The organism is Hyphomonas adhaerens MHS-3 (assembly GCF_000685235.1).
Lineage (GTDB): Bacteria > Pseudomonadota > Alphaproteobacteria > Caulobacterales > Hyphomonadaceae > Hyphomonas > Hyphomonas adhaerens.
On the sequence record NZ_ARYH01000001.1, the window covers coordinates 125,453 to 140,768 of the forward strand.

18 protein-coding genes are annotated in these 15,316 nt (G+C 62.1%); 6 read left to right on the plus strand and 12 right to left on the minus strand.

Annotation, left to right across the window (positions count from 1 at the left end; genetic code table 11):
• Nucleotides 1-1,830 (minus strand): translational GTPase TypA, encoded by a 1,830-nt coding sequence (typA, locus tag HAD_RS00560; protein WP_035568647.1) that lies wholly within the window; start codon nucleotides 1,828-1,830, stop codon nucleotides 1-3.
• A gap of 248 nt (nucleotides 1,831-2,078) precedes the next feature.
• On the opposite strand from typA, the gene HAD_RS00565 reads away from it, so the two are divergent.
• Nucleotides 2,079-2,654, plus strand: coding sequence for a type 1 glutamine amidotransferase domain-containing protein (locus HAD_RS00565; RefSeq protein ID WP_035568649.1), 576 nt, complete (start codon nucleotides 2,079-2,081; stop codon nucleotides 2,652-2,654).
• A gap of 61 nt (nucleotides 2,655-2,715) precedes the next feature.
• Nucleotides 2,716-3,639: an NAD(+) diphosphatase gene (nudC, locus tag HAD_RS00570; protein ID WP_051595800.1), complete on the plus strand. Its 924-nt coding sequence runs from the start codon at nucleotides 2,716-2,718 to the stop codon at nucleotides 3,637-3,639.
• 65 nt (nucleotides 3,640-3,704) lie between these two features.
• Here the strand turns inward: nudC and HAD_RS18485 are convergent, their stop codons facing one another.
• From HAD_RS18485 to HAD_RS00590, 4 genes are all read right to left on the minus strand, one after another.
• Complete coding sequence (locus HAD_RS18485) at nucleotides 3,705-4,052, minus strand: hypothetical protein (RefSeq protein ID WP_156942105.1); 348 nt, start codon at nucleotides 4,050-4,052, stop codon at nucleotides 3,705-3,707.
• Between the two features lie 68 nt (nucleotides 4,053-4,120).
• Nucleotides 4,121-4,729, minus strand: a complete 609-nt coding sequence (locus tag HAD_RS00580; RefSeq protein ID WP_035568651.1) for a porin family protein — start codon at nucleotides 4,727-4,729, stop codon at nucleotides 4,121-4,123.
• Nucleotides 4,730-4,841: 112 nt separating this feature from the next.
• Nucleotides 4,842-5,300 carry a YHS domain-containing (seleno)protein gene (locus HAD_RS00585; RefSeq protein ID WP_084331713.1) on the minus strand — a complete coding sequence of 153 codons (459 nt, stop codon included), beginning with the start codon at nucleotides 5,298-5,300 and terminating at the stop codon, nucleotides 4,842-4,844.
• Between the two features lie 14 nt (nucleotides 5,301-5,314).
• Entirely contained in the window at nucleotides 5,315-5,836 is a 522-nt protein-coding gene (locus tag HAD_RS00590) for a hypothetical protein (RefSeq protein WP_051595801.1), read from the minus strand.
• 180 nt (nucleotides 5,837-6,016) lie between these two features.
• On the opposite strand from HAD_RS00590, the gene HAD_RS00595 reads away from it, so the two are divergent.
• Nucleotides 6,017-6,910 carry a LysR family transcriptional regulator gene (locus HAD_RS00595; protein WP_035568653.1) on the plus strand — a complete coding sequence of 298 codons (894 nt, stop codon included), beginning with the start codon at nucleotides 6,017-6,019 and terminating at the stop codon, nucleotides 6,908-6,910.
• An 8-nt stretch (nucleotides 6,911-6,918) separates the two neighbouring features.
• Here the strand turns inward: HAD_RS00595 and HAD_RS00600 are convergent, their stop codons facing one another.
• Entirely contained in the window at nucleotides 6,919-7,743 is an 825-nt protein-coding gene (locus tag HAD_RS00600) for a prephenate dehydratase (RefSeq protein WP_035568654.1), read from the minus strand.
• Between the two features lie 157 nt (nucleotides 7,744-7,900).
• On the opposite strand from HAD_RS00600, the gene HAD_RS00605 reads away from it, so the two are divergent.
• Complete coding sequence (locus HAD_RS00605) at nucleotides 7,901-8,728, plus strand: c-type cytochrome (RefSeq protein ID WP_051595802.1); 828 nt, start codon at nucleotides 7,901-7,903, stop codon at nucleotides 8,726-8,728.
• Between the two features lie 3 nt (nucleotides 8,729-8,731).
• Here HAD_RS00605 and HAD_RS00610 read toward each other — a convergent pair whose 3' ends face one another.
• Both HAD_RS00610 and HAD_RS00615 read right to left on the minus strand, forming a co-directional pair.
• Nucleotides 8,732-9,580, minus strand: coding sequence for a C40 family peptidase (locus HAD_RS00610; RefSeq protein ID WP_035568655.1), 849 nt, complete (start codon nucleotides 9,578-9,580; stop codon nucleotides 8,732-8,734).
• 21 nt (nucleotides 9,581-9,601) lie between these two features.
• A complete protein-coding gene (locus HAD_RS00615; protein ID WP_241765274.1) occupies nucleotides 9,602-9,997 on the minus strand; it encodes a MarR family transcriptional regulator in 396 nt (131 codons plus the stop codon).
• 124 nt (nucleotides 9,998-10,121) lie between these two features.
• On the opposite strand from HAD_RS00615, the gene HAD_RS00620 reads away from it, so the two are divergent.
• Together HAD_RS00620 and HAD_RS00625 are read left to right on the plus strand one after the other, a co-directional pair.
• Complete coding sequence (locus HAD_RS00620; RefSeq protein WP_035568656.1) at nucleotides 10,122-10,607, plus strand: Fur family transcriptional regulator; 486 nt, start codon at nucleotides 10,122-10,124, stop codon at nucleotides 10,605-10,607.
• Nucleotides 10,604-11,527, plus strand: a complete 924-nt coding sequence (locus HAD_RS00625; protein ID WP_156942106.1) for a thioesterase family protein — start codon at nucleotides 10,604-10,606, stop codon at nucleotides 11,525-11,527. The genes HAD_RS00620 and HAD_RS00625 overlap by 4 nt, the downstream gene beginning before the upstream one ends.
• A 6-nt stretch (nucleotides 11,528-11,533) precedes the next feature.
• Here HAD_RS00625 and HAD_RS00630 read toward each other — a convergent pair whose 3' ends face one another.
• From HAD_RS00630 to HAD_RS00645, 4 genes are all read right to left on the minus strand, one after another.
• Entirely contained in the window at nucleotides 11,534-12,730 is a 1,197-nt protein-coding gene (locus HAD_RS00630) for an amino acid aminotransferase (protein WP_035568657.1), read from the minus strand.
• A 62-nt stretch (nucleotides 12,731-12,792) separates the two neighbouring features.
• A complete protein-coding gene (locus HAD_RS00635) occupies nucleotides 12,793-13,422 on the minus strand; it encodes a CoA transferase subunit B (protein WP_035568658.1) in 630 nt (209 codons plus the stop codon).
• Nucleotides 13,422-14,129 carry a CoA transferase subunit A gene (locus HAD_RS00640; protein WP_035568659.1) on the minus strand — a complete coding sequence of 236 codons (708 nt, stop codon included), beginning with the start codon at nucleotides 14,127-14,129 and terminating at the stop codon, nucleotides 13,422-13,424. The genes HAD_RS00635 and HAD_RS00640 overlap by 1 nt, the downstream gene beginning before the upstream one ends.
• A 173-nt stretch (nucleotides 14,130-14,302) precedes the next feature.
• Complete coding sequence (locus HAD_RS00645) at nucleotides 14,303-15,316, minus strand: fumarylacetoacetate hydrolase family protein (protein WP_035568660.1); 1,014 nt, start codon at nucleotides 15,314-15,316, stop codon at nucleotides 14,303-14,305.

The window sequence follows — 15,316 nt, forward strand, 5'->3', positions numbered from 1 at the left end:
TCAGGTGTCGGATTTCTTGGCGTTGCGCTTGCGCTCGTGCGGGTCGAGGAAGATCTTGCGCAGGCGGATATTCTCCGGCGTCACTTCCACGAGTTCGTCGTCGGAGATGTAGGCCAGCGACTTTTCCAGCGTCATCTGAAGCGGCGGGGTCAGGCGCACGGCCTCGTCCGAGCCGGAGGCCCGCATGTTGGTCAGCTTCTTGCCTTTGAGCACGTTCACTTCGAGGTCGTTGTCGCGCGTGTGCTCACCCACGATCATGCCGCCATACACCTTGTCGCCCGGATGGATCATCATCGGCCCACGGTCTTCGAGGTTCCACAGGGCGAAGGCCACGGCCTCCCCCTGCTCCATGGCGATCAGCACACCGGTGTGACGGCCCTGGATGCGGCCCTTGTGCGGGGCGTATTCATGGAAGACGCGGTTCATGATGGCCGTGCCGCGCGTATCCGACAGCAGCTCGCCCTGATACCCGATCAGGCCGCGCGTCGGGGCGTGGAACACCATGCGGGTGCGGCCGGCGCCTGAGGGGCGCATGTCCAGCATGTCGGCTTTGCGCTCTGACAGCTTCTGAACCACGATGCCGGAATGCTCGTCATCCACGTCGATGACGACTTCCTCGATCGGCTCCAGCTTTTCGCCGTTCTCGTCTTCCTGCATCACGACCTGCGGACGCGACACGCCAAGCTCGAAGCCTTCGCGGCGCATCGTCTCGATAAGAACAGCCAGCTGGAGTTCGCCGCGGCCGGAAACGGTGAACGCTTCAGCATCGGAGGCCCGGTCAACCTTGAGGGCGACGTTGCCTTCGGCTTCTTTCAGCAGGCGGTCCCAGATCATGCGGCTGGTGACCTTGGTGCCTTCGGTGCCCGCCAGCGGGCTGTCATTGACGCGGAAGGTCATGGAGATGGTCGGCGGGTCGATCGGCTGGGCCGCGATCGGCTCGGAAACCGACGGATCGCAGAACGTGTCGGCGACGTTCGCCTTGGTCATGCCGGCCAGCGAGACGATGTCACCGGCTTGCGCCTCATCCACCGGCACGCGCTCAAGGCCGCGGAAAGCCAGCACTTTCGACACACGGCCCTGCTCGACCAGACCGCCTTCGCGATCCAGCACCTTGATGGTCTGGTTCGGCTTGATACTGCCGGACGCGACGCGGCCGGTCAGGATACGTCCGAGGAAGTTGTCGGCGGAGATGGTGGTGGCGAGGAAGCGGAACGGGCCCTCTTCCACTTTCGGCGTCGGCACATGATCCACGACCAGCTGGAACAGCTCGTCCATGTTGGCCTTCGCCTCCTCGTACTGGCTCGACATCCAGCCCTGCTTGGCTGAACCGTAGAGGATCGGGAAGTCGAGTTGCTCGTCGGTGGCGTCGAGATTGGCGAACAGGTCGAACACGTCATTGACCACTTCGTCCGGGCGGCGCTCCGGCTTGTCGATCTTGTTGACGGCGACGATCGGCTTCAGGCCGACTTTCAGCGCCTTGGACACCACGAATTTGGTCTGCGGCATCGGGCCTTCGGCCGCGTCCACCAGCACAATGGCGCCGTCCACCATGTGCAGGATACGCTCCACCTCACCGCCGAAATCGGCGTGTCCGGGTGTATCCACGATGTTGATGCGGTAGCCGTTCCACTCGACCGAGGTGGTTTTGGCGAGAATGGTGATGCCGCGCTCTTTTTCCAGATCGTTGGAATCCATCATCCGTTCGGCGGTCTTCTCGTTTTCACGGAAGGTGCCGGACTGCTTCAGGAGTTCATCGACCAGCGTCGTCTTGCCGTGGTCGACGTGGGCAATGATGGCGATGTTACGCATTTTTTCGATAGGCGTGGACATGGGCGGCAGGCTTTCGGGAGGGAAGAAGAGGAATTCCCGCGCCCGGTACAGGATGCCGCACGGTTTGGCTATGCCCAAGTGTCACAAAGCGGCCAGGGGCTGAACAGCTGCCGGATCGGCCAAAGCGCCGTTTCCTGTAGCAGACGTCATGGAACAAGGGCGACGGCCCACCCATTGGTTCGGTGTGAGCTGGATGGGGACTGCGCGGCGTTCGCCGCGCGGGCAACAACCGAAAGAAAGGATTCATCATGACGAAACGTGCCGAAAACCGCACCCTCGCCATTCTCGCGACCGACGGCTTTGAGCAGGTCGAGCTGACCTCGCCGAAGGAAGCGATCGAGAATGCCGGCGGCACATGCAAGATCGTCTCGCCGAACGACCAGCGTATCCAGGGCAACAAGCACCGCGAACACGGTGACTGGTTTGATGTGGATGTGAAGCTGGACGAGGCGAAGGCGGAAGACTTCGATGCGCTGCTTATTCCGGGCGGCCTGTTCAATCCCGACGCATTGCGCCGGAACAGCAAGGCGCTGGCATTCGCATCCGCATTCTTCGAGCAGAAGAAACCCGTCTTCTCCATCTGCCACGGACCGCAGGTCCTTATCTCGGCAGGTCTTGTAAACGGCCGCAAAATGACAGGCTTCTCTGCGATCCAGCAGGATCTGAAGAATGCCGGTGCCGTCGTGACCGACGAACCGGTCGTGGTGGACGAAGGCCTCGTCACCTCGCGAAACCCGGACGATCTTGGCCAGTTCAATGCAAAGATCGTTGAAGAGATCTGTGAAGGCAAACACGCCGCCCAGCGCGAGTCCGTGACCGCCTGATCTGGAGGCTTCCGCGCGGTGCCGTCTTGATTGCCGCCGAAAGCTGCTGCATGCGCGTTGCATGACGAACTCAAATGACATGCCGCTTGCGGCGAAACCGATTGACCGTGCCGCGCACCGACGACTGGACGAGGCGTGGCTGGAGGAAGCCTTTGCACGGAAAGATGTGCTGGTCCTGCTGATGCGGAACGGCGAACCTTTCGTGCATCCGGGCCGCGACAGCGGTCTGGTCTGGATGGGCCCCGAAGCGGCCCGCCTCTCGCCCGGCTCGCCCCGCCTCTTCCTTGGCGAAGACAAGGCCGGCACACCGGTGTTCGCACTCGACCTGCCGGAACGCTTTGCTCTGGAGGGGTCGCTGATCGAGGGCGCGGGAGAATTTCTAGATTTCCGCGCTGCCGCCGGGTCGATTCCGGACATGGATGGAAACTGCGCATCGACCGCGCGGTCGATTTTCATGTGGCACCAGAGCCACAGGTTCTGCTCAAAATGCGGGTCTGAAAGCGCCATGGTCGAAGCCGGATGGAAGCGGCAATGCCCGGCCTGCGGCGCCGAACATTTTCCGCGGACAGATCCGGTCGCGATCATGCTGGCCGTCAAGGACGGCAAGGCGCTGATCGGAAGACAGAAGATGTGGCCGCCGGGCTTCTACTCCTGCCTCGCCGGATTCTGCGAACCCGGAGAGACAATCGAACAGGCTGCGGCGCGCGAAATATTCGAGGAAGCTGGTGTCGTTGCTGATGCTGCGAGCGCAGAGTACGTCGCCTGCCAGCCCTGGCCCTTCCCGTCCTCACTCATGGTCGGCCTTATTCTGGAAGCGGAAGGGTTCGACATTTCAATCGACGAAAAAGAGATCGAAGTGGCCCGCTGGGTCACGCAGGAGGAGATGGTTCGGATTCTGAATCACAGTCACGAAGAGATCTTCGGACCGCCCCCGATGGCAATTGCTCACCACATCATGAAAGTCTGGTCAGAAAAAGATCATTGACCGCACACGGAAGGCGTGTTTCGGCTCTCGTCACAGGCGAAAATCTGGAGTTGAGTTCGCGCGAATCACAGTAGTGAGAAAATTGCCACTGACAGGAGATCGGACATGGCAACTGCAACGAAGAAACCGGCGGCGAAGAAGCCAGCCGTGAAAAAGCCGGTCGCGAAGAAGCCGGCCGCAAAGGCCGCGACTGCGACGAAAACCGCTGCCGCCAAAAAACCGGCCGCAAAGAAACCCGCTGTCGCTAAAAAGCCAGCTGCGAAGAAGCCGGTTGCAAAGAAACCAGCCGCAAAGCCGGCCGTGAAGAAAGCCGCTCCGAAAGCTGCCAAGCCTGCTGCTAAGAAGCCGGCCGCCGCCAAGAAGCCCGCGGCAAAGAAACCGGCTGCGAAGAAAAAGTAAGCCGGATCAGACATTCCAGGAAAAGCGGACGCGGGAAACCGCGTCCGCTTTTTTTATTGCCGGAAGGTCAGCGAAGGCGCGCTCAGAAACGGTGCTTCAGGCCGATCTGGAATCCTTCGACGTCATCATCCATCCTGCCTTGCTCCGCATAGTAATTATAACCACCGGTCAGGCTGGTCGACTCCGTGAGCGAGACCTCCGCCCCCAGGCTGCCGGCGAAGCCGTACCCACTCGGTGAGCTGGAGATTGTGATGCCGTCTCCAAAATCCGGACTGGAACCGGTTTGTTGCGTCACATCGTATTTGTAGTGTGAGACCCCGGCCTTGGCGACAAGACGGATACGATCAGTCACCGGCAAATGACCAACGCCCATCAGATCAATGCGATGCGTGAGGTCTGCCGACGTCCGGAAGGCCGGGAGGGTGACGGTATTGCCGTTGACGTCATACGTGCCCCCCGGTGAGAATGTCCCGTCCCCGTCAATACCGGTGGCTGCGGTCACCTCGGCACCGAAATAGCGGTTGAAGTCGTAACCGCCCGTCAGACCCAGGGCCTGATATTCATTTTGCCCATCGGTCTCCTGCAAACGCTCATAGCTCAGTCCGGCATACCAGCCGGACTCGTCCGAGCCTTCAGCATAGGCGCAGGGAATGACGGTCGCAGCCGCCAGAAGGAAGGTGAAAGTTCGCATCCAGGTATCCTTTCAAAGTGTTGGATACCTGTTCCTTGAGATTTATTTCGTATCAACCTCAAGTTAAACGAGAGTCATGACGCAGAATTCACGCAACCTGTCGTAACGGCACTTATTCCTGCAGGTCCTGCCATTGCATGTCGGCCTTTTCGATGAAGCCCGGAACATCTGCGTTCCACTTTTTCTGGATCCCGGCATTGTAGTTCAGGTAAAGCTTGCCATCGACAATCTTCCAGTACTTTGCATTGCCCTTGGCGTATTTGCCGTCGGCCATCGCCCAGGCGCAGTAGCCGCCATATTGCGGCGCGTACGCAGCCGGGTCGGCGAGAAAGGCGTCGCGGTTTGCGGCTGACGCAAACTGGAACGTGGCGCCCTTGTACTCTGTCGAGAATTCCTTGGAGCCCTTCACCGGCTGGCCATCGGTGAAGTAGGCCACAGGATCATACCCCTGCAGGGCGGTGTCAGAGAACCGGCCCGTATAGATCGCGGGTTCTGCATAAGCGGCCGGTACGGCGAGCGAGACCGGGGCGAAGGCCATGAAGGCGGCGAGGAAGAGAGATCGGAGTTTCATCAGGGTGGATCCTTTCAGGCAGGCACGTGCCGGGTTTCGGAACGCGCGGACATGTCCATCGGCGGCACCAGCACGTCGCGGATACCGGAGAGGATGGCGAAAAGGGTTTCACGCCGCGCAATGAGCATGGCAATCGAGCTGAGCCAGACCGTGACTGCCATGACGAACAGGCCGCCACCATCATTGTTCGGATCGATGCCAAGCGGTGTCCAGAGGTGGAAGTTCACGGCCCCGGTCATCACGGCAACAGCAATCAGGGCGCCGATTGTCTGCAAGCGGCGAAGCGCGGGAAACAGGCCCAGCAGCAACAGCGTCGCGGCCAGGAGCTCGGCCGAGCCGATGACATACTGGCTGAACAGGCCCGTCTGGGCGAACAGGCCGGGCGCGCCCAGGCTGGCAGCCCAGGCATCGAGCCGGCCAAAGATAACCTGCGTCTCAATGGCGTTGGTAAACTTGAACCGCAGGCTGTCGAGGAATACCGCCGACGCGATGAGGCTGTAGGCAATCGGGGTATATCTTTTTACACGCGAAAGCATGGTGTGCGTCTCCCTTTGACGCAGCTTGTCTCACAAGGATGCGCACACGGGCAAAGCAAAGGCGTGTGAGCCCCGCTCACGGATTCGTGGGCGGTGTGCGAGCAGGGAAATGCGCCTCCCCCCTCGCAGAACTGTCCCGCCTCCCCTACATTCAGGCTCGTTCTGCATGGGGTGACTGAGATGGACCGGATCGATGCAATGCGCCTGTTCGTCCGTGTGGCGGATGCGGGCAGCTTCTCGCGCGCTGCCGCCGACATCGGAATCGGTCAGCCCACCGTCTCGCGGCGGATCCAGGATCTGGAATCCCAGCTCGATGCGGTGTTGTTCCTGCGGACAACCCGGGCGCTCAGCCTGACCGAAGCCGGTGAACGCTTCTACCGCCGCGCCGTCGATATCCTCGCCGAGTATGACGAAGCCGAGGCCGAAGCCCGTGGCCTGGAGCACGAGCCCGTCGGCCTGCTGCGCCTCTCTTGCTCCCACTCTTTCGCCCGGCACGTGATTGCGCCGGAGATCGCCAGCTTCATGCGCATCTATCCGCATGTGAAGTTCGACGTGATCGGCGATGACTCCCTCACCGACATTGTCGGTGAAGGCGTCGATCTTGCGTTCCGTCTCGGTGAGCTGACCGACTCCAGCCTGATGGCAAAAAAGCTGGCAGACGCGCCGCGCGCCCTGTGGGCCTCCCCTGCCTACCTTGAACGCAGAGGTAACCCTCAAACACCGGCAGACCTTGCGAAGCATGACGCACTGATTTTCCGCCACGCCCGCTCCACCATCTGGACACTGACCAATGGCAATCAGAAAGAAGACGTGACCGTCGATGGGCCGTTCCGGGCCTCCGGCGGAGAGATCCTGCAACAGGCCGCCGAGGACGGACTCGGCATCCTGATGGCACCGGGCTGGCTCGTGTCGAACTGTCTCGGGTCAAACACGCTGGTGCGCGTCCTGCCTGACTGGAACGCCCAGAGCCTGTCGATCCACGCGGTCTGGGCGGCGGGCAAGCTCCGCGGCAAGGCAAAACTGTTCGCCGACCATCTCGCCGACAGTCTGAAATCGAAGACCCAGATCTGCTAGGGTTCGCGTTAGCTGGAGGCGGGAAACACGCCGACCAGCTTCATCATCTGCGTGAAGAAGCCCACCTCTTCCAGCGCCAGCTGAACCGAACGCTCATCCGGATGACCTTCGATTTCCGCGTAGAATTGCGTGGCGGTGAAATTGCCGCCCACCATGTAGCTTTCCAGCTTGGTCATGTTGACGCCATTGGTGGCGAAACCGCCCAACACCTTGAACAGGGCCGCGGGAATGTTGCGGACCTCGAACAGGAAAGCCGTCTTGGCCGGGCCGTCGCCGACCTCGATCTCGGATGGCTCACGGGACATGATGACGAATCGGGTCGTGTTGTGCGCGGCGTCTTCGATGTCTTCAGCGAGAATTTCGAGCCCATAAACTTCGGCCGCCAGACGCGGCGCAATCGCAGCGACGGTCCGGTCCCCGCTCTCGGCCACTTCGCGAGCCGCCCCCGCGGTATCCGATGCCGCCACCGAATCAATTCCATGCGCCCGCAGGAATTCCCGGCACTGGCCGAGCCCCATGATGTGGGACCGGGCTGTTTTGACCTCATCCAGCTTCACACCCGGCAGGGTCATCAGCTGAAACCGGATCGGCAGGTAGTGCTCGCCGACAATCTGCAGGCTCGTGCCCGGCAAAAGGGAGTGAATGTCGCTGACCCGGCCCGCGATCGTATTTTCGACCGGAATCATCGCCAGATCCGCTTCGCCCTTCTCTACAGCGGCAAAACAGTCCTCAAACGTGCGGCACGGCAGGGGCTCCAGGGCCGGAAAGGCCTGCTTGCAGGCAATATGCGAATTGGCCCCCGGTTCGCCCTGGTATGCGATTTTTCCCGTCATTTTTCCGGCCTTTACCTTGTTTTCTGCTGCGTCGGATCGCCGCGACGAACAGGGGAAGCTTCCCTGTCGCGCAGCCTTTATATTGCGGGCCATCCGTTAGCGTGCCAAAAGGCGCGCGCCAAGACTTATGACCAGACAGATTCGAAGGAAGATCCTCATGGGGGAACTCGGTCTCAACAAGATCCTGGGAGCGCTGCTGGCGACCGCACTGGGCCTTTTCGGGCTCAAGACGCTTTCTGATGTAGTGTTTGCCCATGGGGGAGAAGGCCACGGGGAAGAGCACGCTGAGGCGACCTCCCTGTCAGAGCAGATGTGCGAGAACTTCGCATACTGCGTCGAAGTTGCCGGCGGCGGTGCCGCGGCAGTTGAAGAGGAAGAAGTATTCGACCTCGGTGCCCTGCTCGCTGCTGCGGATGTTTCGCGCGGCGAACGCACCTTCAAGGGCCAGTGCACAACCTGCCACACGATTGATGACGGCGGCGCCAACGGCACCGGCCCGAACCTGCATGGTGTGGTTGGCGCAGACAAGCACGTGCACCCGGGCTTCAATTACTCTGCTGCTTTGACCGAAGTCGGTGGCAGCTGGACGTATGAAGACCTGAACCATTGGCTGGAGAATCCAGGCGCCTTCGCCCGTGGTACGTCCATGTCCTTCGCAGGCCTGCGCAAGGATCCGGACCGGATCAACGTGATCGCCTATCTCGCCTCGCAATCGCCGAATGCACCGCCATTCCCGGATCCGCTGCCGGCGGCTGAGGAAGACGATGCCGCAGCCCCTGCTGAAGACGGCGCTGAAGCCCCGGCAGAAGGCGAAGAAGCCGCTGCCCCGGTTGAAGACGCTGTGGAAGCTGTGGAAGACGCTGCCGATGCAACGCAGGAAACGGTGACCGAAGTTGTCACCGAAGAGGCTGACACGGCCATGGACACTGCTGAAGAGGCTTTTGACGAAGAAGCCCCGACGCCGACGGAAGAAGAAGGCGAGTAAGGCTCAGGCGCCGGTCTTCCAGGCCGGCACCGTCCCTCTTTCAGAAGATACCTGTATGCGCCGGGCCCCTGTGGGCTCGGCGTAATACTTTGAGATCCGGGTGATGGCATCGCCCAGCGGTTCGCATGCGGCGGCCATATGCCAGGCATTGGCGTGCAGGAGATGGTCCGGATCGGTCATGATGCCAACATGCCCCTTCCAGAAGACGAGGTCTCCGCGCTGGAGGGCGCCGGGGTCCCGCCAATCGGCGATGGCATCGCCAGCCCAGTCGAACTGCATGTCGCTATCCCGGGGCAGCAGGACGCCCGCTGCCTCGAATGATTGCTGGGTCAGTCCCGTGCAATCCAGGCCGAGACCGGAGCGTCCACCCCAGAGATAAGGCGTGCCGATATATCGCTCCGCGACGCTGGCCGGATCCTCATCCAGGACATCCAGCGCTGCGAGATGCCTTTGATGCACCCAGCCCGCATCCTGACACTGGCGCCAGTCTCCCTCTTCCGCGATGACACTCACCCGCCCGCCAAGGCTGAGCGTCAGCTGTGGCGGCGATTTGAGGTCCGGCGCGGCGTAGGCATGGGTGTGGGGCCGGGTGACCCGGTGGGTCGGGGCCAGCAGGCGTTCGGCAAGCCCCGCCAGGGCGACCCAGCCGACATACCGGTCGCGCTGGCACTGGACGAGCGCAAAACCGTGCTGTTCTTCAAACACGTCCAGAATTTCGCCAAACAGGGCTTCCGTTGCCAGCCGCGCATCCGGCAAAGGCGTCTCGCGGACGGCAACACTCCCTGCCCGCACCTGCACGGGCCTGGATGGCCTGTCGGGCGGTGTCAGTCGCGTATCATTGTAATCAGGCATGAAAAGCCCCGCAGCGTTGTGTTACGCCGCCGAGGCCTTGCGTGTTTTCGGGCTCACGGCAGCTTCCTGATCCTTGCCGGAAGCTGCGGCAAGAACAAGGCCGGCAAACTGGCGAAGATAGGTCATGCCGGGTGGGCGCCGCTCCAGGAAGATATTCCGCAGGTCCGCCTCGTCGCGCACGCGCTTGATGAAATCGAGGCGTTCCAGCGCATCCAGCGCCCGGGTGACGGCCGGTTTGGCGATATTCAGCTGTTCAGCGAGGCCGCGCACCGTGTGCGGGCCGGGCGTCAGGGCGATGGTCATCAGGATGGCTTGCTGGCGGGCCGTCAGGTCAGGCGCATCGGAGCGGACCGAGGCGGTGACCGCGCGGCGCCAGAGTTCCAGACCATCACGCTCTGACAATTGCATCCGGCTCATCCCCTTGGATTTTCGTCTATTGCAAGAATCTCAGGTGATTTGCGGACTCCGTCCAGTCCTTCAGTGGCTGGCAAGACAGCGCTTGCCCCTTCACATTGTGGACAAAACACACGACATTAGGCCCATGAGCGCTACAGAGAGCCATTCCCATGTCCACGCCAACACGCCCTGCAGCCCGCAGGACGTGGACGCGTTCCTGAACGAAGCCGAAACCCTGGTTGTCCGCCAGGGCCAGCGGATGACGAAAATCCGCCGCAAGGTGCTGCGCCTGCTGCTGGAAAGCACGGAGCCCGCCAAGGCGTACGATCTGCTTGCCAATCTCGATGGGGAAGGCTCTGCGAAGCCGCCGACGATCTACCGCGCGCTCGATTTTCTGCAGGAGACCGGCCTCGCCCACAAGATCGAGAGCCTGAACGCCTATGTCGCCTGCGGCCATGCCAGCCACCGGCACTCCGCCGTGTTCCTGATCTGCGACAAGTGCCACGGCGCCGAAGAACTTCACGCCGAAGCGACCAGCCAGGCCCTGAAGGCCGAAACGGACGCTGCAGGCTTCAAAATGTCCCGCGCCGTCGTGGAAGTGCGCGGCATCTGCCGGGATTGTGCTGCGTGAAAACTCTTTGGCGGGGAAGCTGCAATCAATGGGATTGCGACGAGATGGGGCACATGAATGTGCGCGTCTATGTCGAAAAGCAAATGGAAGGCCTGGCGGTCTTTGCCCATGCGCTCGGCATGCCGCATGCGTTCCGGCAGAATTCCCCCTCCACGATCGCACCGGTGGACCAGCATATCCGGTTCGTCCGCGAAGTCCTGCCCGGGCGTCCGCTGACCATGCATGGCTGCCTTGTCGAAGTCGGAGAGGCAGATGCCCTGGTCTATCAGGAACTGCGTCACGCCGATGGCCAGCTGGCCGCTGCCTTCCGGACCCGGATCATGCATATCGACACGGCAGGCCGTGAACCCTTTCCATGGGGCAAGAGCGTGCGCGCCGCCATGGCCGACGACATGGATACACCGCCGGAAGAATCCGCCCCGCGCTCAATCGATCCGGTTGCCGAGGGCTTGCCCTATGATGACATATCGGTCGAGATACCGCGCAAACTTGGAATAGCGTGTATCGGCATGGGCGCCGTGCCGCCGCAGCACCTGGATGTGCACGGACGGATGTCTCCGGCATGGGTGATTGGCCGCGTATCCGATTCCGTCCCGAACCTCCTGTTCGGATGGCGCAAGGACGTGGCCGCCGCTGCGGGAGACCTGCGCATGGGGGCGGCCGTTCTGGAGTATCGGATCCGCTATCACGACATGCCGCAAGCCGGTGACCGGTTCGAAGTCTATACGGGTCTTGGCGGCGTCGAGGGAAAAACCCACAGCTTGTTCCACTGGATGATGGACCCTGTGACCGGCAAGCCCTGGGCGACAAGCCAGGCCACCGCCATCACGCTGGATCTCGACGCGCGCAAGGCCATCCCTGCCCCGGCAATGGCGATCGAAGAACTCGAACGCCTCGCCCCGAAGGGCCTGTCGATCTAAATCGTCTTAGAGCGCTGTCGCGATGATCTCGGCCACGCGCGGGATGTCTTTCAGGTTCAGGCCCGCGATGTTGATGCGGCCCGATCCCGGCATGTAGAGGCCGCTTTCCTCGCGCAGAGCCTTCGCGCCTTCCGGCGTCACCGGCAGCTGGCTGAACATGCCGTTCTGCGTGGTGAGGCTGGCGAGCAGGTTCGAGCCTGTGCGCTGCACGAGTTCCCCCGACAGCGCCTGGCGCAGCGAGATCATCCGCTCCCGCATCGATGTCAGCTCCGCTTCCCATTCGGCGCGCAAGGCTGCGTCGCCGAGGATGGTGGCAACGATGCCCGCGCCATGCGCCGGGGGCATGGACCAGGTGGCCCGGGAAATATCCGCCACATGCGTGGTCGCCGCAGCGATGCCATCTGCCGTCTCGCCAACCGCCAGGAAGCAGCCCGCCCGCTCGCGGTAGAGACCGAAATTCTTGGAGCAGGAATAAGAGATCAGCGCTTCGCCTGCCGCGTCGATGAAGGCGCGCACGCCCGCAATATCCTTGTCGAGGCCATGGGCGAAGCCGTGATAGGCCACGTCCAGCATGACGATCAGGCCGCGCTCTTTCACGAAGGCGCCGACCGCCCGCCAGTCGTCCAGCGTGAGGTCGATGCCTGTGGGGTTGTGGCAAGGCCCCTGCACAATCACGCCATCGCCACGCTCGGCTTTAGCCAGGTCTTCGAGCATGCCGGCCCGGTCTGCCGTGCCGGTATCCGGATCTGCGTACCGGTAGCTGTCCGTTGTGAGGCCCGCGGACTGGACCACTTTCGGATGGTTCGGCCAGGTCGGGTCTGACACCCAGACCTTTTTCACGCCAAGGCGGCGCATCAGGCCCACGCCCAGCGAAAGCGCGCCGCAGCCGCCCGGTGCGGTAAAGGACAGCGTGCGCCCTTCCTTGCGAACGGGCGCATCCACACCGAACACGAAGTCTTCGATGGCGTTGCAGAAGTCCACATTCCCGCGCGGGCCTTCATAGACCTTTGTCGTCTGACGCTGAAGCATCAGGGCCTCGGCCTTGGCAACCGCCGACATGACCGGGGTATTGCCCTGGTCGTCCTTGTAGACGCCGACGCCCAGATCGAATTTCTCCGCCCGGTCGTCTTCACGAAAAGCGGTCATCAGGCCGAGCAGAGCGTCCGGCGGAAGCGGCGATAGCGGGGAGAATGCAGAAGTCATGGCGCAGCCCTAATCCGGAGCGCGTCCGGATTCAATCCTCCTCGTCTGTCTGACAAGACGTATTAGTCGACGATGGTCGCTTCGGTGTTTTCCTTGACGTCCTGCAGCGATACGCCGGGCGCAAGTTCGATCACCTTCAGGCCGCCTTCGACCACGTCCATGACGCAGAGATCGGTGATGATGCGATTGACCACGCCCTTGCCGGTGAGCGGCAGGGTGCATGCCTTCAGCACCTTGGTCTCACCCTTCTTGTTGCAGTGATCCATCACCACAACGATGCGCTTCACGCCGGCGACAAGGTCCATTGCGCCGCCCATGCCCTTTACGAGCTTGCCGGGGATCATCCAGTTGGCGATGTCGCCATTCTCGGCCACTTCCATCGCGCCGAGAATGGCAATGTTGATGTGGCCGCCGCGGATCATCGCGAAGCTTGTCGCGCTGTCGAAGAAGCTCGTGCGCGGCAGCGTCGTGATCGTCTGCTTGCCGGCATTGATCAGGTCGGCGTCTTCCTCGCCCTCGAACGGGAACGGGCCCATGCCCAGCATGCCGTTCTCGGACTGGAGCGTCACGTCCATGTCGTCCGGAATGTGGTTCGCCACCAGCGTCGGAATGCCGATGCCGAGGTTCACATAGAATCCGTCGTGGAGTTCCTTTGCGGCGCGCGCCGCCATGTCATCACGTGTCCAGGGCATTAGTAGTGCTCCCGCTTACGGGTGGTGCGTTGTTCGATACGCTTCTCGAAGGTGCCTTTCACGACACGCTGAACGAAGATGCCCGGCAGGTGAATTTCATCCGGGTTGAGACTTCCCGTCGGCACCAGTTCTTCCACTTCGGCCACGGTGACCTTGCCGGCCATCGCCATCGGCGGATTGAAGTTGCGGGCCGTCTTGTTGAAGATCAGATTGCCCTGCGTGTCGGCTTTCTCGGCCTTCACGATGGACAGGTCCGACACAAGGCCCGTTTCGAGGATGTAGGTCTCGCCGTCGAAGTCACGGTGTTCCTTGCCCTCGGCGACCAGCGTGCCGACGCCCGTCTTGGTGTAGAAGCCCGGAATGCCTGCGCCCCCTGCCCGGCAGCGCTCGGCCAGCGTGCCCTGCGGGTTGAACTCCAGCTCCAGCTCTCCGGAGAGGTACTGGCGCTCGAACTCCTTGTTCTCGCCCACATAGGACGAGATCATCTTCTTGATCTGGCGCGTCTGCAGCAGCAGGCCGAGGCCGAAATCGTCGACACCGGCATTGTTGGAAATCGCGGTGATGTCCTTCACGCCGCTGTCGCGCAGGGCGAGAATGAGGTTTTCCGGAATGCCGCAAAGGCCGAACCCCCCGGCCATTACGGTCATGCCGTCGAAGGTCAGGCCCTCAAGGGCTTCCTTCGCAGAATTGTAGACCTTGTTAGACATGGACAGGTCCTGTCGCTCCCTGGCTTGGGCACCCAGACGGGAAGAGCCCCGCCTGCGCGCGCTTTGTTATTCCGTATCACACTTTCCGGCGCGCCGAACCGTCTCGCAGCGCCAAAATTTCAACAGGCGTTGAAACACAGGCGCAGGCGGAAAACAAGACGGCGGTTCCGGAATTATGAGACCGCTTCGACCGTCTGCTCGATGGCGCCGAAGATGGAATGCCCGGCCTTGTCCAGCATTTCCATGCGGACCGTGTCGCCGGGCTTCATGAAGGGCGTTTTGGGCGCGCCGTCGGCGATCGTCTCGATCATGCGGATCTCGGCAATGCAGGAATAGCCAAGCCCGCCCTCGGCAACCGGCTTGCCTGCGCCGCCGTCGGCATCCTTGTTGGAGACCGTACCGGAACCGATCACCGTGCCAGCGGTGAGAGGCCTTGTCTTTGCGGCGTGGGCCACAAGGCGGGCGAGGCTGAATGTGGCATCGACCCCGGCCTCGGCCCGGCCAAAGGGCTGGCCGTTATAGTCCACGTGCAGCGGCAGGTGGATGACATTGTCTTTCCAGGCTTCGCCCAGTTCGTCCGGCGTCACGGCCACAGGCGTGAAAGCACTCGGCGGCTTGGACTGGAAGAAGCCGAAGCCCTTGGCGAGTTCGCCGGGGATCAGCCCGCGCAGCGACACGTCATTGCACAGCATGACCAGCTTGATGTGGCTGGCCGCATCCGCCTCCGACACGCCCATCGGCACGTCATCGGTGATGACGGCCACCTCCCCTTCCATGTCACAGCCCCAGGCGACATCGCCCAGCGGGATGGCATCGCGGGGGCCAAGGAAGGCGTCAGAGCCGCCCTGATACATCAGCGGATCGTCATAGAAACTTTCCGGCACTTCGGCGCCGCGGGCTTTGCGTACCAGTTCCACATGGTTGATATAAGCCGATCCGTCCGCCCACTGATAAGCACGCGGCAACGGGCTTTCGCACTCATGCTCGTGGAAACGGAACGTCGGCACGCTGCCCAGTTCCACCTGCTCGGCCAGCAGCTGGAGGCGCGGGGCCATATGTTCCCAGTCATCCAGCGCCGCCTGCAGCGTGGGCGCAACAGAGGCCGCGTCGGTGGCGCGCGTCAGGTCTTTCGAGACAACGACAAGACGCCCGTCACGGGCGCCGTTCTTGAGAGTAGCGAGTTTCAT